This window comes from Psychrobacter immobilis (genome assembly GCF_003148585.1).
GTDB lineage: Bacteria > Pseudomonadota > Gammaproteobacteria > Pseudomonadales > Moraxellaceae > Psychrobacter > Psychrobacter immobilis.
In genome coordinates this window covers 21,703-42,433 of the sequence record NZ_QGGM01000019.1, presented here as the reverse complement: position 1 = coordinate 42,433, position 20,731 = coordinate 21,703, and the positions used below count along the sequence as shown (strand labels likewise).

Annotated in this window: 18 protein-coding genes; 14 read left to right on the top strand and 4 right to left on the bottom strand. The window is 41.2% G+C overall.

Annotation, left to right across the window (positions count from 1 at the left end; all coding sequences use genetic code 11):
* Window positions 1-15: 15 nt before the first annotated feature.
* A complete protein-coding gene (locus tag C8D84_RS12760; RefSeq protein WP_109592601.1) occupies window positions 16-972 on the top strand; it encodes a hypothetical protein in 957 nt (318 codons plus the stop codon).
* Window positions 973-1,292: 320 nt separating this feature from the next.
* Here the strand turns inward: C8D84_RS12760 and C8D84_RS12755 are convergent, their stop codons facing one another.
* Window positions 1,293-1,568, bottom strand: coding sequence for a hypothetical protein (locus C8D84_RS12755; RefSeq protein WP_109592599.1), 276 nt, complete (start codon window positions 1,566-1,568; stop codon window positions 1,293-1,295).
* 156 nt (window positions 1,569-1,724) lie between these two features.
* Entirely contained in the window at window positions 1,725-1,949 is a 225-nt protein-coding gene (locus C8D84_RS12750) for a helix-turn-helix domain-containing protein (protein WP_025652654.1), read from the bottom strand.
* Window positions 1,950-2,338: 389 nt separating this feature from the next.
* Here C8D84_RS12750 and parA point away from each other — a divergent pair, with 389 nt between their 5' ends.
* The 3 genes from parA to C8D84_RS12735 all read left to right on the top strand — a co-directional run bounded on the left by parA (window position 2,339) and on the right by C8D84_RS12735 (window position 4,913).
* Window positions 2,339-2,977, top strand: coding sequence for a ParA family partition ATPase (gene parA / locus C8D84_RS12745; protein ID WP_109592597.1), 639 nt, complete (start codon window positions 2,339-2,341; stop codon window positions 2,975-2,977).
* A gap of 3 nt (window positions 2,978-2,980) precedes the next feature.
* Window positions 2,981-3,190 carry a plasmid partition protein ParG gene (locus C8D84_RS12740; protein WP_025652656.1) on the top strand — a complete coding sequence of 70 codons (210 nt, stop codon included), beginning with the start codon at window positions 2,981-2,983 and terminating at the stop codon, window positions 3,188-3,190.
* A 796-nt stretch (window positions 3,191-3,986) separates the two neighbouring features.
* Window positions 3,987-4,913 carry a cation diffusion facilitator family transporter gene (locus C8D84_RS12735; RefSeq protein WP_087813585.1) on the top strand — a complete coding sequence of 309 codons (927 nt, stop codon included), beginning with the start codon at window positions 3,987-3,989 and terminating at the stop codon, window positions 4,911-4,913.
* 186 nt (window positions 4,914-5,099) lie between these two features.
* Here C8D84_RS12735 and lnt read toward each other — a convergent pair whose 3' ends face one another.
* Window positions 5,100-6,668 (bottom strand): apolipoprotein N-acyltransferase, encoded by a 1,569-nt coding sequence (lnt, locus tag C8D84_RS12730; protein ID WP_045448063.1) that lies wholly within the window; start codon window positions 6,666-6,668, stop codon window positions 5,100-5,102.
* A gap of 239 nt (window positions 6,669-6,907) precedes the next feature.
* Here lnt and C8D84_RS12725 point away from each other — a divergent pair, with 239 nt between their 5' ends.
* Window positions 6,908-7,558 carry a DUF411 domain-containing protein gene (locus C8D84_RS12725; RefSeq protein ID WP_011513677.1) on the top strand — a complete coding sequence of 217 codons (651 nt, stop codon included), beginning with the start codon at window positions 6,908-6,910 and terminating at the stop codon, window positions 7,556-7,558.
* A gap of 799 nt (window positions 7,559-8,357) precedes the next feature.
* Window positions 8,358-9,080 carry a CHAP domain-containing protein gene (locus C8D84_RS12720; RefSeq protein WP_011513678.1) on the top strand — a complete coding sequence of 241 codons (723 nt, stop codon included), beginning with the start codon at window positions 8,358-8,360 and terminating at the stop codon, window positions 9,078-9,080.
* Window positions 9,081-9,228: 148 nt separating this feature from the next.
* Here the strand turns inward: C8D84_RS12720 and cadR are convergent, their stop codons facing one another.
* Window positions 9,229-9,639, bottom strand: a complete 411-nt coding sequence (cadR, locus tag C8D84_RS12715; protein WP_011513679.1) for a Cd(II)/Pb(II)-responsive transcriptional regulator — start codon at window positions 9,637-9,639, stop codon at window positions 9,229-9,231.
* A 142-nt stretch (window positions 9,640-9,781) separates the two neighbouring features.
* Here cadR and C8D84_RS12710 point away from each other — a divergent pair, with 142 nt between their 5' ends.
* The 8 genes from C8D84_RS12710 to C8D84_RS12675 all read left to right on the top strand — a co-directional run bounded on the left by C8D84_RS12710 (window position 9,782) and on the right by C8D84_RS12675 (window position 20,692).
* A complete protein-coding gene (locus C8D84_RS12710) occupies window positions 9,782-11,998 on the top strand; it encodes a heavy metal translocating P-type ATPase (protein ID WP_058368778.1) in 2,217 nt (738 codons plus the stop codon).
* 121 nt (window positions 11,999-12,119) lie between these two features.
* On the top strand, window positions 12,120-14,168 hold the full coding sequence (locus C8D84_RS12705) for a heme lyase CcmF/NrfE family subunit (RefSeq protein ID WP_058368779.1): 2,049 nt from the start codon (window positions 12,120-12,122) through the stop codon (window positions 14,166-14,168).
* On the top strand, window positions 14,169-14,831 hold the full coding sequence (locus C8D84_RS12700; RefSeq protein ID WP_082638013.1) for a DsbE family thiol:disulfide interchange protein: 663 nt from the start codon (window positions 14,169-14,171) through the stop codon (window positions 14,829-14,831). It begins immediately after the preceding gene.
* A gap of 83 nt (window positions 14,832-14,914) precedes the next feature.
* On the top strand, window positions 14,915-15,397 hold the full coding sequence (locus C8D84_RS12695) for a cytochrome c-type biogenesis protein (protein ID WP_020443538.1): 483 nt from the start codon (window positions 14,915-14,917) through the stop codon (window positions 15,395-15,397).
* Window positions 15,394-16,674 carry a c-type cytochrome biogenesis protein CcmI gene (gene ccmI / locus C8D84_RS12690; RefSeq protein WP_045448072.1) on the top strand — a complete coding sequence of 427 codons (1,281 nt, stop codon included), beginning with the start codon at window positions 15,394-15,396 and terminating at the stop codon, window positions 16,672-16,674. Before C8D84_RS12695 ends, ccmI begins: the two co-directional genes overlap by 4 nt.
* A gap of 141 nt (window positions 16,675-16,815) precedes the next feature.
* Window positions 16,816-17,523 carry a signal peptidase II gene (gene lspA, locus C8D84_RS12685; protein ID WP_045448075.1) on the top strand — a complete coding sequence of 236 codons (708 nt, stop codon included), beginning with the start codon at window positions 16,816-16,818 and terminating at the stop codon, window positions 17,521-17,523.
* Between the two features lie 245 nt (window positions 17,524-17,768).
* On the top strand, window positions 17,769-18,131 hold the full coding sequence (locus C8D84_RS12680) for a DUF3817 domain-containing protein (RefSeq protein WP_087813587.1): 363 nt from the start codon (window positions 17,769-17,771) through the stop codon (window positions 18,129-18,131).
* An 890-nt stretch (window positions 18,132-19,021) separates the two neighbouring features.
* Window positions 19,022-20,692 carry a phosphoethanolamine transferase gene (locus tag C8D84_RS12675; RefSeq protein WP_102090548.1) on the top strand — a complete coding sequence of 557 codons (1,671 nt, stop codon included), beginning with the start codon at window positions 19,022-19,024 and terminating at the stop codon, window positions 20,690-20,692.
* Window positions 20,693-20,731: the final 39 nt, after the last annotated feature.

Below are 20,731 nucleotides of genomic sequence, written 5' to 3'. Positions count from 1 at the left end.
GATAATGAGCATCCCATGAATAAAGACAATAGCAATGAGCAGGACATTCACGACGAGCTTATTAATCTCGTGACCAGACTCAAACCTGTGATCGAAGCTCTGCGAGCACTGATTGGACAAGCTGACGATGTAGTGGCAACGCGCCTTGATCACTCTCTTAGCCGTATCGATACCAAGATAGATGAGATGACTTCAGTTACTCAAAAGCTGGATGGTAGCGCAAGCAGTGCCTCGAAGGCATTGAGTCAGTATCAAGAACTTGTATTAAAGCAGCTTCAAGCGGCAGTGACCACCTTTACTGACACTGAAATGCCGCGTCGTTATGATGACAAAATAGCGGGTATCATCACCGATATGAAACAGCAGATTGATACGGCTGTACAGGCGGTCGTCACTGCTAAAAACGCCAGCATAGAGGCGCAAGTGATTACCATGCAAGCGGTGGCTGATAAGCTTGGCGCTAGTGCGGACAGTCTCGCACTCTTTACCAATCAGTACCAAGCTGGTCATAAGCAGATTATTACCGATATTGAGGCGCTTGAGACCGCTACAAAAAAGCGGATTGGAGAAGTAAAAGAGGAGGCTGAAAAAGACTTGGATAAGATTTACAAGTCTATTGAGTCCATGAGTATTAAAAGGATAGCAGCAGTGGCCGCCGCCTGTATGGCAGCTGTGATAATAAGCCTTGTGGCCCTGATCTTTTGGTATGTGCCAAGCTTTGATGAGATTGCAGAAATGAGACAGCAGCAAGCAGAGCTACAGCGCGGCATCGATGAGCTTGAAACGGGTTGGAAACAGGCCTTTAATAATGCTCAAAGTGCGCAGTTTATTTTGGCTTGTGATGTTAATAAAGATCAGCCTGATGTGATCAGCTGGTGCGTCAGAGCAGACAGTAAAAGCTTTTTGAGAGATGAAGAAGGCTTTGTTTATTATAAAATAGCTGGGTCGACTCGCGCGAAACCTACTGAGTAAAGATCGATGGTAATAGTGAACCATACTCCCCAAAGAGGCCTTTATAGGGTTAGGGTAGCGTAGATAATTGTACGGGCATTTTTAGGCTAGATACTGGTAGCAGATAGCCTTGGTCAAAAATGAGTTTTCTAAAACGTATATAAATGAAAAAAGGTTTGGTTGACTGCCGTTATCTTTGTCTATATTAAAAAGCCATGAGTATAGCGTCTGTTAAATTTTTATGGCCATATCAGAAAAAAGCCAGATAATGAAACTTTATCTGGCTTTAGAGATAATTGTTTCTTGTTGAACAAGATATCTGTGAATATCAGCTAAAACGATTATGCTGCTTGGTCAGTATAAGCTGTGACCAACTCTATAAAGGCGGTTTCAAGGGTGCTTAAAGTGTAGTCGTCAACGATAAGACCATCATCGAGCTGTCGTTGCACCCAGACATAAACCGCTTCATCATTATAAAGAATGGCGTCAACACCCAGTAATGATGCCAATTGTACACCTTGCTGTATTTGTAAGCTTGATAACAGCTGAGAAGCTAAGGCTTTAGTCTGTTCACTAAACCATGTGCAGCTGTTGAGCCGCGATAGATTGTTATTCATTGGTGTTCTCCTGCAGATTATTATGTATAAATAATGGATAAAATGAGTTACTACAGGTCAAATTATACCTATATTTTAATCTATTGCAAGAGAAAATGACCTTCTATAGGTCTTTTTATACTTTTAAAGGTGATAATGTCTTATGAGCGAAGGTGTTCACTCAGGTGATTCACTGCTGTCCTCATTTATGATTTCATATAAATCACCAACATTGATTCTAAGATACGTGCATAAAGACTCGATGACATCTAGATCAACTCGGGTGGCTTCTTCATGATACATGCGAGTAATGGTGCCACGATTGATACCAGTATCTCTTGCGACATCGGCAATTTTAAGGCGTCTTTCGCCCATGATGGTCGATAAGTGACACTTCACCATAATGGTTTCCTCATTAACGATTAGTGGTTTTTTATTGGTGAGCGGATTATAACGAATATGAGCGGCTAAAGTATTCCTTTTAGTAGCTCAAATTGATATCCAATAGCGGCAATTTACCTAGTAGTAGGCAGTTTATTATGCTGTCTTTGATACAGGACGTCTATCATGATGGATATGCGCTAGTTAGAAAAGGCGATGCTATTTTTACTATGAAGTATTGCTATTAGTAGTGATGTGACGTACATTTTTAGTTATACTTATATACTTATATACTTATATACTTATATACTTATATACTTATATACTTATATACTTATATACTTATATACTTATATACTTATATACTTATATACTTATATATTCAATGCATGCTACAGGGATCTGTATTTATGAAGGTAATCGCGGTATTAAATCAAAAAGGTGGCAGCGGCAAGACTACCATCGCAACGCATCTGGCTCGTGGCTTACAGTTGAAAGGCCATAGTGTTCTGCTAGTAGATAGCGATCAGCAGGGCAGTGCGCGTGACTGGAGAGCGGTTGATGAAGACAATCCGGTACCAGTGATCGGGCTTGATAGACCAACACTTGATAAAGATTTAAAAAGCGTCTCTGATAAAGATTATGTGGTGATCGATGGATCGCCGCAAGCTACTAGTCTGGCTATTTCTGCTATAAAAGCGGCTGATTTTATATTGATTCCGGTGCAGCCGAGCCCCTATGATATCTGGGCGACCAGCGATTTGGTTGATTTAGTGCAGCAGCGTATTGAGATGATGGATGGCAAACTAAAGGCGGCGTTTGTCGTGTCACGTGCTATTCAAAACACCAATATAGGTAAAGAGGTTGCAACCGCGCTGCTTGATTATAATATTCCGGTATTAGAGACCAGAGTGATGCAGCGAGTTGCTTATCCTAATAGTGCTGCCCTTGGTAAGACAGTATTTGATACCGAATCGCCTAGTAGCAATGCGATACAAGAGATAACCGCATTGGTCAGTGAGATTCAAATATTTTTTGGTGAGGAGTAAGCCATGAGTTTATCAGCAGGTCGTCCTAGTAAGAACGTTAAGGATCAATTGGCTTTATCGGATGTGACGGACAGTCCCAAAAAGACGGTACGCGTGAATTTTAATTTAGATGAAGATAAACACATTGCGCTCAAGCGGTACGCGCTTGAAAGCCGAAAAACGGTGACTGAGTTGTTGACTGAAATGATTGAGGAAAAATTGGTTGAGCGATAGGTATAAAAAATTCGTTTTTCTATACCTAAAAAAAGGATATGTATAAAAAACTCAAAAAACTATATATATCATCGAACGCTGTGTACCTTTCTAGTATCATCAGATGCTTGTTTTCTTAAGCCAGACGTAGAAGCAAGCTGCAAAAAAAATGCCCATGGCAAAACAAGCACTGTTTCCTATATCAGTACCATATAATAGAACCAAAAACGGTTAGCAGTGCTAAGGTATATTGCCCTTAATCAAAGCGTACTCAATAACGATTTAAGTTACACAAAATATAAGGGGCTTCTAGCCCCATCATTATTCTGAACCGCCCCGAGATTGTCGGAGACTCAACTTTCTGAGAGAATACGACAATGAAAAGACAAACCTACACTCCTGAGATTAAAAAACGCGCCGTTCGCATGCTGATTGAAGCATTAAACGATTACACCTCTATGTGGTCAACCATTCAAGTTATAGTACTGAAAATAGAATCTACTTTTGGAACATTGTGGTCATGTCATAAAAAGCGCACTAATGAAACCATACTAACCAACATTCAAGACTAAGCTACACATACTAAAGAGCTTGAACGTGAAAATAAGAAGCTTACGTAAGCCAGTTAGATTACAGTAAAAGCCGCTTTTTTCGCCCAAGGAGAGATAGGACATACAATCCAGTTGTGGCTCAGTTTATTGATAACAATAAGTGTGTCTACGGTATTAGAGCAATATTGACTGTGCAATATAGAAGATATGCAATAAAATTATTTTCTACCTTTAATAAAATGCAGCAACCTAAACAAGGGTAAATTATGAGTAATTCAGATAACCACAGTCACCAAGCTCCAAACCCTAAAAATATGAATAAGGCTTTCTATATTGGAATTGGTCTAAATTCTGCATTTACGCTCATCGAGTTCATAGTGGGCTACTCAACTAATTCATTAGCTTTAATCGCAGACGCTAGCCACAACTTAAGTGATGTTGCCAGTTTAATAATCTCGTTAATTGGAATGAAATTAGCACAGAAAGCATCTACTACGCTTTATACCTATGGCTACAAAAAAGCTTCTATAATGGCTTCTCTTATTAACGCCATATTGTTAGTTACAATCGTTATAGGTATTGCGTATGAGGCCTTGGGTCGATTTGATACCATACCGGAAGTTGCAGGAAAAGTTATTATTATTACAGCTCTAATAGGTGTATTTATAAATACTGTTTCTGCTTTTGCATTCTACAAAGGTCAAAAAGACGATATTAATGTTAAAGGTGCTTTCTTGCATCTAATGGTAGATGCATTGGTCTCTGTAGGTGTCGTTATCTCGGGCATTATTATTTACTATACAAGTTGGAATATCGTTGATCCTCTAGTTAGCTTGATTATTTCAGTCGTGATACTGTTATCGACTTGGGGTCTACTAAAAGAGAGTATCAAGCTTGCTATTGACGGAGTACCTCAAAATGTTGATCTCAGTAAAATCACTGCTATCTTAGAGAGCTATAAATTTATTCAAAACTTTCATCATCTGCACATCTGGGCCTTGAGTACCACTGAGAATGCTCTGACAGTTCATATCGTACCGAAGAGCGATGTGACATTAGAAGAGACTCTTATTATGAAAGAAAATATTAAGGAAGATTTGGCGCATCAGAATATACAACATGCAACTATTGAATTTGGTATTAAGGCAGATGACAATCAAAAATCGCGTGCATTAAATGAAAGTATCAACTAAAAGATGATAGACCGTATATAGCTATCTCTTTTTAAGTATGAGGCGCGTGCTTTATGTCGACATAATTTTTTCAATCAGTTCTTATGTGATCAATAGTTTAAAACTTTTATATTTACGTGCGTTAGGACGTTACCTAGAAAAAATAAAAAACTTACGCTGATTAAATTATTATAATTAAGTTTACTATTACCCTCGTCCTCTAAGTGTGGTTAGACCTTTGCCAAAATAGCTTAGTAGTAATAACAGAGTTATTATTATCAAGATAGGATAATTTCCCATAAGCATAAAGGGAGTGTTACCAACCCGTGCCTGTATCTCACCACGTAGTACAGTACGCTCAAACTGCGGTGCGCGTTCTACAATACGACCTTTATGGTTAATGATAGCGGTAACACCAGTATTGGTCGCTCGAATAAACCAGCGCCCGTTCTCAAGCGCGCGCATTTGTACCATTTGCAAATGTTGCAATGGTCCTGCTGAAGTGCCAAACCAGGCATCGTTAGAGACCGTCAACAAAAAGTCAGTATCGATGGCATTTTTACGCGTGGTATCTGGATAAGCTACCTCATAACAGATAGCCGTCCCTATATTGTGTCCACGCACCTGTAGCGGTGACTGCTGATCACTACCGCGACTATAGCTCTTAATATCCTGACTACCGGCCAAACTTGGGAAAATATCGAGCACGCCTTCAAATGGAATATACTCTCCAAAAGGCACCAGACGCTGCTTCTTGTATAGGCCTTCCGCTTCTACACCTCGAGCAATCACGCTATTGTAAAATGGGGGATACTTATCCGTACTGGCATTGAATGCCGCTTTATCCTTATAAGGGATACCAGTTATCCATGTCGTATTGGTCGCATTAGCCATTTCTATCATTTCACTAATAAAGCCCGCAGCCTCATCCTGAAACATCGGAATAGATGATTCAGGCCACACCACAACATCACGTCCCCACTCAGTGCGCGTTAACTTCGCATAAATCTTTAGCGTTTCTACTTGATATTGAGTCAGCCACTTTATATCTTGTGAAATATTACCTTGAATCAATGACACTGACAGATCAGGTGTGCCCTTAGGTTTTGTCCATTGCGGATTGACCAGCCATAATGATGTGCTAATGGCCAATAACAGTACAGAAACGACGGCATAACTACTGCGCCGAAGCAGTAGCTCTACTAAACTTGCAGCCAATAGTATGGCAACAAAAGAGACGGCAAAAACACCAGCAACGGGTGCTAAGGACGATAACCAATACTCTTCAGTAAACGCATAACCAACAAACAGCCACGGAAAGCCTGTGAATAACCAAGTTTTTAACCATTCTTGTAGCACCCAAAGAGCAGCAAATGAAAAGGGTTGTTTGCCTACCATACGGTTAAAGGCTAGTGCTAAAAATCCATGAAACAGTCCCATACCGAGACCCATCAATCCAATCATAATCAATGCGAGCCACGTTGGAGTATCGCTATAATCATGGATAGCTGTATAGAGCCAAAAGCCGCCGACGCACCATAGCCCCATACCGTAAGCTTCACCGATAATAAAAGCGCGACGACCACTCATATTTGGCACCAACAGCGCATATAAAATCGCTGGTGACACTATTGCTAGCGGCCAGAACCCATAAGGCGATAATGCAAATAAAAAAATAGCCCCTGCAAGCCATGCTGCTACTAGCGTAAGCCATAGCGGTAATTGATTTAAGTGAGTACTCAAACGCTTTTGTAGACTAATAGTAGACAGGTGCATCGCAAATTATCCAAAATTATGAGCCTTGAATTTTTAATCAAAATCCAAAACTCAGATAGACCCGTTAATACTACAGGCAGCATTTCAAAATAAAAACTGCTTATGATACCAGTCCGCACTGCTCAATGTATAAATTTACGTACCCCGTTTGATGGGTTATTATGCTACATTACCAAACGATATGAAGTGTTACTTGACCTTCTATAGCTCACAATATCTACAGTACATGAGAGAGCACTATGACCCCCTTAAAAATAAAATCCAGTCTTATATTCAATCGTCATCTGTCTAAGGGGTTGCGTGGTACGCTGGTGTTACTTGCCGCCTCATCACTATTTGCTTGTAGCCAACCGAGTAGTGGCGTATCTGATGCAAACACAACATCAGTAACAACCGAAAATGCAACAGCTATCACTTTAAAGGAAGATGAACCAAACGCTAAAAGTGCTCACATGATGACAAGGTCAGTAAGTAAACCAGACCTACTAAAAAACGTCTCAGCTACGGTCTATAAAGATGCCAATTGCGGCTGCTGTAAAGAATGGATAAGTCATGCAGAAGATAATGGTCTAAGTGCAACCGCGCAAGATGTTGCGGACTTAGCCGTATTTAAAGAGCGCTACAGCGTTCCAACTGAGATGCGTTCTTGCCATACTGTAGTCACTACTGATGATTACGTCTTTGAAGGTCATGTACCTGCTAAGTATATGGCGCAGTTCTTAGAAAATCCGCCAGTACAAGCTATGGGTCTTGCCGTACCTGGCATGCCTGTTGGTAGCCCAGGTATGGAGTATCAAAATAAATTCATGCCCTATCAGGTTATGCAGCTCAATAAAGACGGGACGACCCAAGTTTATGCTGATATTGAATCGGTAGAGCAGCAATTATAGTGTGTTAGCAGTTAAGAATACTTTGATTATAGTGTTAGCGTTAAAAGTAAATGAGGCAGGTATAAGACTGTTCTATTGCTTATAAAATGATTCTTCATCAAAAAAATCATTAGCTATTGCGACTTTAAAAGCAAAAATAACTTTGAATTTGTAACTTTTGATGACAATGTAAGCGGATTTATCGGTTATTAACCCTTAAAATAGATAAATAATTAAGGGTTAATACAAGAATATACAGGATGTATCGAAACAATTACGTAATATTACATAAGCCAGTAGGGAATTAACATCTATATTAATATTATAAATTATTATATTATCTTAATAATTAGTTAGACCCTATATAGGGTAATTACTTCATCCAATAAAAAAACGTCTGAGGGTTAAATCTATAATTTAGATTTAACCCTCAGACGTTTTTTTGCTTATAAAACAGTAGAAATTGTTGTCAATTTAGTCAGCTATATTCTGTATATGTTACACAAACTTACATTGTAAAATGTGGAATATTAGCAATTTTTTCAACATCAAAAAAGTATTTTTGGGGTTTTTAAGGGTGATGACAGGCTAAACAGCCTATGCTAAAGTCGGCTTTGTGTTTTGGCCAGCAGCTTGATTTGCAACAGCTTCGTAAGACTTCAATGATGTGCTGTGATCGCCAATAATCATTTTTTATATGAATAATATGCAGCAGAAGTATCAGTCACTATGACGTATATATACTTGAGTTGTTGAAATTTAATTGACTGCGCTGTTGTTGATAACAGACCATTTTGAATTAACCGTAGGTATTAGATTTATGAAACAGGCTTTATTGATTTTGTCAGTACTGGGTATGGGCATAGCACAAACGAGTGGTGCTGCTATCACAATCTCTCAAACAAATAATACCATCACCAATACTTCTGTGGCATCAAACTACGGTTCATCAAAAAACATCTATAGCACTAGCAGTGGTGCTTATGTTTCTAGTAATGACGAAATCAGTCAAGCTATTAGCAACCTAAGTGCGCAGGCTAAGCAAAAAGAGAGTCGGCTTTCATCATTAAACAGCCGCTTATACGCTGAAAAACAACAGCAGCAAGTCAATACAGTTCCTGATAGCAATTCAGCCCCCGCTATCGCTGCTGCTCGTGCTTCACGAGTGGCTCTATCTGGTAGCTCTGGATACTGTGCCCGTTACGTACGTAAAGCACTACAATCAGCAGGTTATGAGTTCACCCCCAATCCTTCAGCCTATCAGTACGCCACTCGTGGCACGCTTGATAAAGCAGGTTTTAGCAAAATCAGTAATGATATGCCAACCCAAGTAGGTGATGTTATTGTCTATGATCGCTCATCAAAGCGTCCACATGGCCATATCCAAATCTTTGATGGCGAAAACTGGATTTCTGATTTCCGTCAGAACAGCATCAGCCCATACAGTGGTGTCTATGCTTATACCACATGGCGTGATTCAAAATACGTGGATGACGCATCCGCATCAGATCGAAATATCTACCTTGCTATGAATGATAAATAAGACCTGATAAGTCAGCACAACATAGTTATTATTTCCTCCAACCCCAGTAGTGATCTTAATATCATTGCTGGGTTTTTTTGTGCTTAACATCAGGGTGTATTTAACCTTTCATGATTTGATCAGTCAGAAATGAACACTACTAATATCATTACTCATGACAAGAATTATCGGCAAGAGCCTTTAATATCCCACATGATACCGCTGGTGCACTACTTGCACATTTCTGGCGCAAAACAGTCAAGTGCTGCTTTAAGTGCATCAGTTCTTCCATTCGTATTTCTACAGCATAAATTTGCTTATCTAGTAAGGAGCTCACATCACCACAGTCTTTATCAGGTTCCTCCCAAAACTCAAGTAAGATTCGTACTTCGTCTAGAGCCATGTCAAGCGTACGGCAGTGTAGGATAAATTGTAGACGCTCAATGTGCTCTTCATTATATAAACGATAATTCCCTGCGCTGCGAGAAGGCTCAGGTAATAAGTGCTCCTTTTCGTAATAGCGAATGGTTTCCACTGTGGCACCTGTGCGTTTAGCGAGCTCACCAATTTTGATTGTCATAATAACCTCTATGATTTAAATAATTAAAGTGGCTGTAAAGACTGGCGCTAGAGAAATTGAATTTACAAAACTGTAGATAGACAACCTTGACTCTAAAGCCACTAGAGGGTTCATAATACCATTATTCAAAGGGTAAATTATTATGAAATATCATATTGAAGGTATGGACTGTGCCAGTTGCATCGGCAAGATTGAAACAGCTTTGAAACGTATGCCTGGGGTTTCTGATGTTGAGCTAAATTTTGCTACAGAAACGCTAGAGCTAAGCTTGGCCCCTGATGCGCCGACTCAGGCTAGTGATATTGAAAAAACCATCAAAAGCCTAGGGTTCGGTATATCTGCCAATACTGGTCAACAAACTGTATCGGCTATTGATATTGACAGCGACAATCAGATGGCTCCGCAGGATAAGCGGTGGTGGCAAACTCAAAAAGGCAAACAGGTTGTTGGTCTCGGTATTTTGATGGGCAGCGCTTATGCACTGTCACTACTGTTCCCCGCTTATGGGATATGGGTGTTTGCCATCGCTGTGATTGTAGGCGTTTTTCCATTTGCACGCAAAGCCTTAGCACTGGCTAAAACAGGTTCATTCTTTTCAATTGAAACGCTGATGTCCGTCGCCGTGCTTGGCGCACTTATCATTGGTGAAGCTGAAGAGGCCGCAGCGGTTGTCTTTTTGTTCTCAATCGGTGAACTGTTTGAGAGTATCGCTGCTGATCGCGCTCGCGCTGGCATCAGAGCCTTATCATCGCTGGTTCCGAAAAGTGCGATTTTACTTGATGCTCAAGGTGGGCAGCGTAACGTTCCAGCGACTTCACTACAAGTGAATGACCTTGTGCTGGTGCGTCCTGGAGATAGGGTATCTGCTGATGGTTCCATTGTTCAAGGTGCGTCCAGCCTTGATGATTCGCCCGTGACGGGAGAGTCTGTTCCTGTTGCCAAGACGATGGGTGACAATGTATTTGCAGGGTCAATTAACATCGATGGTGTGCTCCAAGTGCGCGTAGAAAAGACAGCCGCCGATAACACTATTTCGCGCATTATTGATTTGGTAGAGCAAGCGCAAGCTTCCAAAGCACCCACTGCCCGTTTTATTGAGAAATTCAGTCGTTACTATACACCGGCTGTGATGGCTATTGCCGCCCTAATTATCATCGTCCCACCGTTAACCATGGGCGGAGATTGGTCAACTTGGTTATATCGAGGTCTAGCCTTATTATTGATCGCTTGTCCTTGTGCTCTTGTGCTCTCAACACCAGCTGCTATCGCCTCTGGTCTAGCGGTCGGTGCGCGCCGCGGCTTGCTGATCAAGGGCGGTAGTGCTTTAGAAACCATCGGCCAAGTGAAGACAGTCGCTTTTGACAAGACAGGCACTTTAACTGAAGGCAAACCACGCGTGACCGATGTTGTTGACATTACACAAGAGTATTCAAGTGTTCAAGGTCAGGATTCTCAGGATCAGGGTTCTCAAGGTAAAGATAAGGTATTGGCGCTCTTTGCCAGTGTGGAGACAGGTTCTAGTCACCCGCTTGCTGAAGCTATTGTCAGTCATGCCAAAGCCGCCAAAGTTGTCATACCTGTGGCTTCTAAAGCTTCTGCTACTGCGGGTAAAGCGGTACACGCAACTATCGCTGGGCGCGCGCTAGCTATCGGTTCGCCTGTTTATGCCGCAGATGAGGCATCAATTTCAGCCGAGCAACAGGCACAAATCGAGGCGCTGCAAAATGAGGGCAAGACCGTCTCAGTTCTTTTCGATGAGCAAAGTCGAGAAGTGCTTGGATTGGTCGCACTAAGAGACGAGTTACGAGACGACGCTCATGAAGGTGTGGCTCAACTTAAAGCGATGGGTGTGCGCTCCGTCATGCTAACAGGCGACAACCGCTTAACCGCTCAAGCACTTGCCAGTAATTTAGACGTGGAATGGGAAGCTGAGCTGTTGCCTGAGGACAAACTGCGCTTGCTTAACGAGATGAAGAATAACAGAAAAATAGCGATGGTGGGTGATGGTATTAACGATGCGCCAGCACTAGCAACCGCTGATGTTGGCATCGCGATGGGTGGTGGTACCGATGTGGCCATTGAGACGGCCGATATCGCATTATTAAAAAGTCGTGTTACAGACATGGCCCATCTGATTGCACTTTCGCGTGCCACCATGCGCAACATTCATCAGAACGTCATTTTCGCTTTAGGTCTCAAAGGCGTCTTTCTGATCACGACCGTATTCGGCATTACTGGACTATGGATTGCGGTTCTAGCTGATGCTGGAGCAACAGTGCTCGTTACTCTCAATGCGTTACGTTTACTGCGCTTTAAAGGCGCGCCTCCACTGGTAACTCCGCCTAAAGTAGTTAAATAAAACCCTTCGAAATCAATTAAAAACTAGAGATAGCAGCAGATTTCGGGGGTGGGTTCTAATAATAAAAATTCCACCGCTACAGTAAACTGCAACCGCATTAGAGTAAATAAGGTTAGACCGTATGTTGATTACAGAATTGGGCTATTTTGCCTTGCTTACCGCTTTTGTATTGGCGTTATTGCAGGTAATTCTGCCAACTATTGGTGTTATTCGTAACCAAGTTGCTTGGCAACGACTAGCCCCTAGCTTAGCTTGGGCACAGTTTGCCGCCATGATAACGTCATTTGGCGCTTTGATAGCAGGTTTTTATTATAATGATTTTAGCCTCAGTTACGTCGCGCAGCATTCCAATACGCTGTTGCCTTGGTACTATAAGTTATCGGCGACATGGGGCGGACACGAGGGCTCTTTGCTGCTATGGATGACCATCATGGCCACATGGTGTGCACTGGTATCATACTTTAGTCGCGGCTTGCCGTTATCAATGCGTGCGCGGGTATTAGTTATTTTGGCCGGTGTACAGTTAATGATGCTAACAATGCTGATATTTACCTCGTCACCGTTTGAGCGTACCTTACCCAATCTAGCGGTCGATGGCGCTGATTTAAATCCTGTCCTACAAGATTTCGGTCTGATTATTCATCCGCCCATGTTATATATGGGCTATGTGGGTATGGTAGTGCCTTTTGCATTTTGTATGGCGGCATTGTGGGAAGGGCGTTTAGATGCTGCTTGGACACGCTGGTCACGTCCATGGGCGCTGGCGGCTTGGGGATTTTTGACCATTGGTATTGCACTGGGCTCGTGGTGGGCCTACTACGAGCTTGGCTGGGGCGGTTGGTGGTTTTGGGATCCGGTAGAGAACGCCTCGTTTATGCCTTGGCTTGTCGGCTTAGCATTGCTGCATTCATTAGCAGTCACTGAAAAGCGCGGGGTGTTTAAAGCATGGACCATCATGCTGGCTATTTTCGCCTTTGCCTTAAGCTTGCTTGGCACGTTCCTGGTACGCTCTGGAGTCCTTACCTCAGTGCATTCGTTTGCCGCTGATCCGACGCGTGGTTTGGTTATCTTAGCTATTCTTGGCATTATCATCGGTAGTGGTCTATTGATGTTTGCCGTTCGCGGTTGGCGTTTAACCGTTGAAAGTCAATATCAGCTGATTTCACGTGAGTCCTTTTTAGTGATCAACAACGCCATCATTTTGATTGCAACCTTAGTGGTGTTGCTCGGCACCCTCTATCCTATTATCGCTGATGCCTTTGGTTTAGGACAAGTGTCCGTCGGCCCTCCTTATTTTAATGCATTATTTGTACCTTTAACGTGGCTGTTATTAATAGCTATGGGTATGGGCTCAAATATTCGCTGGAAAAAAGACACCCGTCCACTACTGGGTATAGGCATGGTCATCGCCGTTAGTAGCTTAGTATTAGCCGCCATTATTACTTACTTTGTTAATCCATCGTCTATGCTTAATATTGGTGTGACTTTAGCCGTTAGCTTTTGGGTACTGCTATGGATGGCAGTTGATTTTAAAGATAAAACTAAGAATGCGCCTAATCTTTTTAACGGTTTGCGGCAGTTGCGTCTGAGCTATTGGGGTCAACAGACTGCTCATATTGGCGTATTGGTTGCTGTCATTGGCATAGCCTTTACTAGTAGCTTGAGTATTGAGCGTGACGTAGCAATGGGTATTGGCGATACAGTCAATGTTCAAGGTTACGATTTTGAAGTAACTGAATTTTTTGAAATAAAGGGGAGTAACTTTGATGCAACGCAAGCTGAGGTTGTAGTGACTAAGAATGGCCAAGAAGTGGCAACGCTATATCCTGAAAAACGTACGTATATTATCAGCACTATGCCAACAACTGAGGCCGCTATTGACCCCAATCTTATGCGCGATGTTTATGTCGCACTGGGCGAACCTATTGCCGATGGTAGTAACCAATGGGCATTAAGGATTTATGTAAAACCATTAATTCGCTGGATTTGGTTAGGGGCAATTATCATGGCTCTAGGTGGATTAATTAGCATGCTTGATAAACGATACCGCATCAAAAAAGTTAAAGCTCCATTGCTAGTTACTGGTGATCTGGCTACTGATGGAGTCAATGAGGTAGCTATTGAACAGGCAATCTCAGCATCGACGATGTCGACACTAAAGGAGAAATAAATGACTATGTCGAATAATACTCCTGAGCAAAAAGATAGCCAAAACAGTAAGCAGCGTAACCCAAAGACAATGAAAAAAAAGCAGACGAAGCTATGGTTCTTAATTCCGCTTATCCTCTTTTTTGGTTTGGTAGTTATATTGTACATGCGCTTAGGTAAACCAACAGACATTGTGACCAATACCGCTCTTGAGCGTCCGGTTCCTACCTTTGAGCTGCCGTTATTAGCAGATACTACCCGTACTATCACCAATGATAATTTGCCGGATAAGCCGTTTTTACTTAATGTTTGGGGCTCATGGTGCCCAACTTGCGTTATTGAGCATCCGTTTTTAATGCAACTAGAAGAGCGCGGCGTTGATATCGTTGGTGTGAATTATAAGGATGAGATTGGTAATGCGCTCAGTTACTTAAACCGAGGCGGTGATCCATTTTCTATGTCTATTCAGGATTCATTGGGTCAGTTTGCTCTAGACTTAGGCATAACTGGTGCGCCCGAAACCTTTGTTGTGGATGGAGATGGCATCATTCGTCAGCATATTGTTGGTGAGGTTAATGAAGCCAATTGGCAACAGCGTGTTAAGCCGTGCCTGACCGTACTTAATGAGGCTAATAAGAACAACGATAGTCCTGATCTCATTCAGGTTGAGGAGATGTGCAAATGAACGTTATTCGAATAAGAGCTCCTCAACTAAAACCCAATATAGTTTTAAAACTAGCAAGCTTAATACTAGCGTGTCTGCTTAACATGACGGCAAACGCAGCTATTGACGTATACGATTTTGACTCACCACAGCAAGAAGCTCAGTATCGTGGATTAATAGAAGAGTTTCGCTGCCCAAAATGCCAAAATCAAAACCTTGCAGCCTCTGATGCACCGATTGCACAGGATCTAAAGCAAAAAGTCTATGATTTAATTAAAGATAGACGTAGTGATGCTGAAATACGCGTCTATATGCAAGAGCGCTACGGTGACTTTATTAGCTACAAGCCGCCTATGCGACCATCAACATGGATCCTATGGTTTTTTCCACCACTATTATTGCTCGTCTTAATTATTGGTTGGTTTTGGCAAAGTAAGCGTCGCCAAGTTGTTGCCCGTGGTCAAAGCGGCGTCACAGTGAACAGTACTGCTGCCTTGACCTCTACGGAAAAGGCTGAGCTTGATCGTCTATTATCGCAAGCTGAGAGTGTCGACCACGACATTACTAGCCTAGAGGACAAAAAATGACTCTATTTTCTACTTTTGGCTTATTTGTAACTCTAAGCTTGCTGATTGCTCTTATATTTGCGCTGATTGCTATTATGCCATGGCTACGAGCACCGCGTTTGCAGTCCAAACCAATAGACAATCAACTGCTAGATATTAATGTTGCAGTATTTCGCGAACGTTTAGCTGAGCTACAAACAGATAAAGACAGCGGTACTATTAATAATAGCCATTATCAAAATCAAAAGCTGGAGCTTGAGCGTCAGCTATTAGATGCGCAGCGTCAGATAACACCTATGGTCACCCCTGATGTCAAAAGCCGTTTAATTGTCGCAGCTTGGATCCCAATATTGGCTGCAATGGCGTATTTACTAATAGGCAATCGTACGCCCGTGTTTGATTTGTGGACAGCTGAGGACAAAGTAGGACAAGTGGCTGACGACCTATTGACAGCTAAAATTGACAAGCCGCCATCATGGGCGTTTGAAGATGGTCGTCAACTGATTAGCGCCATGCAAACCAATGTTCATCGTAATGCTGATGATCCTAATCGCTGGATGCGCCTATCCGAGCTTTTCTTATCTATGGAGGCAACTGATTCTGCGCTGGAAGCCTTATCTCGTGCCTATCGTTTAGCTCCTGAAAATGAAGAAATCGCCACCACTTATGCTCAGACTAGCTTTTTCGTTAATGAAGGTCAGTTAGACGCCAATATTCGCCGTGTATTACAAGCTATATTAGCTAAGAATCCGCAGCATGAACGGGCTCAAATGCTCATGGCAATGGGTGAGACTCGTAGTAGTAACTTTGCCCAAGCGCAAGGTTGGATTAAACGCTTACAAGGCAGCATTGTGGCCAAACCAGGTGATCATACTAAAGCTTTAGCAAGCTTAGATGAGTTAAGCAACTACGTTAGCACGCAAGAAAAGCAAGCGCTAGAAGGTATTGACGTGACAGTGAAAATTAACGCTAATTTATTACCGTTAGTGAAAGCTGATGATGTGTTGTTTGTTGCGATACGTGACGTTAAAGGAGGTCCACCGTTTGCCGCCAAACGTTTACCCATTAGTGTTATTGAGCAAGGTGAGGCCAGTATCCGCTTAAGCAATCTTGATGCGATGATGCCAGATCGCACGTTAAATTCAGCTCGTAGTGACAAAACTCAGTTAGCAGTCGTTGCTCGTATTAGTCATAGCGGTAATGCCATAGCAGAGTCAGGCGACTTATCGGGTAATCCGATAGTGATTAGTGCTGAACAGACTCAGGTTAATATTGAAATCAATCAACAGATTCCCTAATAAAAAATTATTACCGTAAGTTTCATAATACCAGAGCGGTAAGTGGAGCCGTTTTTAAAAGTGGCGCTATTAATAGTCGTATACTAAAAACATATACGTTTAACATTGTTCATTGTATAAACACAGATAAAGAAAACAACTATGACTGAATCTACCGACAGATTAGATAGTACTAAATTGAATAGCGTTGAATCGGCTAGTACTAATATTGCTGACAATAAAGTACCTATAGCTGTGAGTAGTACTCATCAATCAATTGACTCTAAAACCATGAATCATACGCCTAAAGCTATGTACGTAACCTCAGGCAACTCGATAACACCTAAAGGTAAGTTGAATAAAATGCCAAAAATGGTTGCCAATGGCAGTCGCGCTTTTATCTGGTATTTGTTGGCGATAATGGTATTAATACTTGATCAATGGACTAAGTGGTTGGCCCAAACCAAATTAGCGTTCAATGACCCCGTACCGGTCATTGAACCATTTCTCAACTGGACACTCGCTTATAACTATGGGGCAGCATTTAGCTTTTTAGCCGACGCTGGCGGTTGGCAGAAATGGTTTTTCTCAGGCTTAGCTTTTGTAATGGCTATCTTTTTAACGGTTTATTTAATCAAAGCGCCACGTGCAGCCAAGCTATTGTCCATGGGGTTAGCCTTAATGCTCGGTGGTGCGATTGGCAACTTAATCGATCGTTTAAGAATTGGTAAAGTGGTTGACTTTATCCATGTGCATTATGCTGATGTCTGGAATTATCCTATTTTCAATGTTGCAGATATAGGTGTCTGTGTCGGTGTCGCATTGATTATAATTGACATGATATTTTTAGAAAGTAAGCGTAATAAATAAGCACATTGATGCCGATTATCACAAACAAAATGAACTAGCGTCGTAGTCACTCTATACGGAAAAATACTTTTTATACTTGAGTATGTTTATAAAATGTGAACTGGAAGGTAATGTATGACTGGTATAGGTACTCACTCATTTTAGGTCTTAAAACCCAATACTTAAAAGCTCTGCGTAGAGCCATTATTATAGAGACATTGAATAATCCATAAATTCTTTATTGATAATAACAAAAGGAAAATATAGTGTCACAGGCTCAGCCAACTATTGAAAAAATTCACAGCCTTAGAAAAAAACAAGAGACCGCGTTAAAAAGTCTTACCCTTATAGGCTACCTAGAAGGCACCTCTTTCTTATTATTGCTCTTCATCGCCATGCCACTAAAATATATGCTGGATATTCCAGAAGGTGTGAAATACATCGGTATGGCACACGGTATTTTGTTTATTACCTATATCATAATACTTATAGGCTCAGCTATCAAAATGAAAATGCCTCTTTGGGCAATACCTGCGGGCGTACTCGGCTCACTCTTACCTTTTGGCCCATTTATATTCGATCATTTACTAAAAAATAACTTACAGAAAAGTGTAAGTAAAGAAGCCTAGAACAAGCTCTGCTACAAATGATACAAATGATACAAATGATACAAACGTATATTATTACTCAAGATTATTTTTCCTAACTAAATTACAAGCCGCCATCACTCATCATGGCGACAAATGAATAATATTGAGCAGAAATTAATCACAATAAAACTTTGATTCAGACCCAGTATGAATAGTCTTACACTCTAGTTACTTTTCCAACTTATCTTACATACTATCGACAAACCCGTCTTGTTTAAAAGCTAAACAGGTTTTGTCATCCGCGATGGATTTCCTGTTATCGTAGGGTATGCCTCAAAGGTACTACCTAATTAGGTTCACTTATCAACTAATAGACCACTTAAAATAGACTGATATGATGGAACTACTTTTGACAGACTACTTTAGGTGATTGTGTTTACTAAACCATATCTGAAGGCTTTCACCGAAAAGTAAGACGATAAGCGTGCTGAAAAAGAGTCTATACAGCCCGCTTTAGATTATGGCCATTCTCACTAAATATGATCATAAATACTCAAATACTCAAATACTCAAATACTCAAATACTCAAATACTCAAATACTCAAATACTCAAAATACTCAAAATACTCAAAATACTCAAAATATTGTCAAAAATAGCTTGAACTAAAACGCCCCGACTATATCGAAGGTTGATTTACTTGAGTCAGGCATCGCTGCCTGACAGGGTTAAAAGATCATAATAACGTTTTTCAAACTCACTCTTCTTAGGTGATGTGGTTAATAATGGGGTTTTGATCCTACATACCTGAAAAATTTCAATAGTAGCACTAAAACACAAACTCCTATTCAATCCCCTTAACGTCTTCTTAACAGGCTACTTGCTATCGTAAGGAATCATACTCCTTACGATCCTGTTGAGAATCCCGTTTATGTTACCCTCTCAAGCACTTAGCACTATTAGTAATCAAGCTAATACGAAAAAAAGCTTTGCAAGCAAAATTTTTGATCGCAAGATTAATCTTAGCTTTCTGATTATCATTGTCGTGCTTTATTTAATAGCTACTGCCAATATTGGCTTTTTTACGCAAGTGTTAAGTGTTTATCCACTTAGCACAAACATTGGCTTTATAGTGTCTCTCTCAGGCTTATTATTTAGCTTGATGTGGCTAATCGTTCAGTTGCTATGCTATCGACCCATTGCCAAACCAGTGCTGATTGCTTTAGTGCTGATAGCAGCTGTGTGCGGGTATTTTACCGATGCTTACGGCACCATATTTGATACTAATATGCTAATTAATAGCTTACAGACTGATCAAGCAGAAGCGATGGAACTGATGTCGCTAAGCTTTTTTATTCGGCTGCTAATATTAGGTGTTGTACCTGCTGTTATTATTAGCAAATTAAAAATAAAACCTACTTCCTTACGACGCTCGATACTACAAAAGACAGCTACTTTGATAGCGGCTATTGCCTTAGTAGGCGTTTGCTTATTGCCCTTTGGTGATCAATACGCCACCTTTTTTCGTCAGCATAAAATGGTGCGTAGTTATACCAATCCTATTACTCCTATTTATTCAGTCATCAAACTCGGTACTGATTATATTGATGAGCTACGCCGTCCTGATACGATGATACTGCACGCAACTGATGCCAAACGTAACGCTGCTAATGGTAGTACAGCAAAACCAAAACTCATGGTATTTGTCGTTGGTGAAACAGTGCGCGCTGACCATATTAGCTTAAATGGTTATAAGCGCGATACGATGCCACTACTTGCCAAGCAATCTAATATTTATAGCTTCAAAAATGCCACCTCTTGCGGTACTTCTACAGCTTACTCAGTGCCTTGTATGTTCAGTTATGCTAATCGTTCAGACTATAATCCGGATGAAGCAGACTATAATGAAAACGTGCTAGATACGCTCAATAAACAAGGCGTAAACGTTATTTGGCGCGATAATAATTCAAGCTCTAAAGGCGTGGCGGATCGAGTGACTTTTGAAGACTACAAAACGAGCGATATCAATCCAAATTGCGATGATGAATGTCGCGATATCGGTATGCTTGATGGTTTTGATAAGCTTGTAAAAACAGGCGCTTCTGCTAAAGATACACTGATTTTATTACATCAAATGGGCAATCATGGTCCCGCTTACTACAAGCGTTATCCTAAGGCTTTTGAAGAATATAAACCCGTCTGTATGACCAATGAGCTATCCAAGTGCGATGACCAATCAGTTATTAACGGCTATGACAATGCGATTCGTTATACCGATTACTTCTTGAATAACGTGATTGATACGCTAAAAACTTACGAGCCCGATTATGATGTGGTAATGGTATATATTAGCGATCATGGTGAGAGTTTAGGTGAGAATAATATCTACTTGCACGGCCTGCCTTACTCTATAGCACCCGCTGCGCAAAAGCAGGTGCCTGTCATTATTTGGTCGCCTACTAATAATAGTATTGATAAAAACAGCCTTATGCTTGATAAGCCAGTATCACACGATTTTATTACCCCAACTTTACTTAAATTTTTCGGTATTACCACCGACGAGATGCTATCAAAACCTACTTTTTTCCAGTATACCCATTAAATTATTTTTTATCCGCCTCACGCTTTTTATAGAGTAGTA

Bases quoted from the DNA above. Each gene is read 5' to 3' on its own strand.
- C8D84_RS12710 (WP_058368778.1), top strand. From the start codon at position 9,782: ATGAAATATCATATTGAAGGTATGGACTGTGCCAGTTGCATCGGCAAG.
- C8D84_RS12755 (WP_109592599.1), bottom strand. From the start codon at position 1,568: ATGAATAACAATCTATCGCGGCTCAACAGCTGCACATGGTTTAGTGAA.
- lnt (WP_045448063.1), bottom strand. From the start codon at position 6,668: ATGCACCTGTCTACTATTAGTCTACAAAAGCGTTTGAGTACTCACTTA.
- C8D84_RS12760 (WP_109592601.1), top strand. From the start codon at position 16: ATGAATAAAGACAATAGCAATGAGCAGGACATTCACGACGAGCTTATT.
- C8D84_RS12750 (WP_025652654.1), bottom strand. From the start codon at position 1,949: ATGGTGAAGTGTCACTTATCGACCATCATGGGCGAAAGACGCCTTAAA.
- lspA (WP_045448075.1), top strand. From the start codon at position 16,816: ATGACTGAATCTACCGACAGATTAGATAGTACTAAATTGAATAGCGTT.
- parA (WP_109592597.1), top strand. From the start codon at position 2,339: ATGAAGGTAATCGCGGTATTAAATCAAAAAGGTGGCAGCGGCAAGACT.
- C8D84_RS12705 (WP_058368779.1), top strand. From the start codon at position 12,120: ATGTTGATTACAGAATTGGGCTATTTTGCCTTGCTTACCGCTTTTGTA.
- C8D84_RS12675 (WP_102090548.1), top strand. From the start codon at position 19,022: ATGTTACCCTCTCAAGCACTTAGCACTATTAGTAATCAAGCTAATACG.
- C8D84_RS12735 (WP_087813585.1), top strand. From the start codon at position 3,987: ATGAGTAATTCAGATAACCACAGTCACCAAGCTCCAAACCCTAAAAAT.
- C8D84_RS12725 (WP_011513677.1), top strand. From the start codon at position 6,908: ATGACCCCCTTAAAAATAAAATCCAGTCTTATATTCAATCGTCATCTG.
- cadR (WP_011513679.1), bottom strand. From the start codon at position 9,639: ATGACAATCAAAATTGGTGAGCTCGCTAAACGCACAGGTGCCACAGTG.
- C8D84_RS12720 (WP_011513678.1), top strand. From the start codon at position 8,358: ATGAAACAGGCTTTATTGATTTTGTCAGTACTGGGTATGGGCATAGCA.
- C8D84_RS12700 (WP_082638013.1), top strand. From the start codon at position 14,169: ATGACTATGTCGAATAATACTCCTGAGCAAAAAGATAGCCAAAACAGT.
- ccmI (WP_045448072.1), top strand. From the start codon at position 15,394: ATGACTCTATTTTCTACTTTTGGCTTATTTGTAACTCTAAGCTTGCTG.
- C8D84_RS12695 (WP_020443538.1), top strand. From the start codon at position 14,915: ATGACGGCAAACGCAGCTATTGACGTATACGATTTTGACTCACCACAG.
- C8D84_RS12740 (WP_025652656.1), top strand. From the start codon at position 2,981: ATGAGTTTATCAGCAGGTCGTCCTAGTAAGAACGTTAAGGATCAATTG.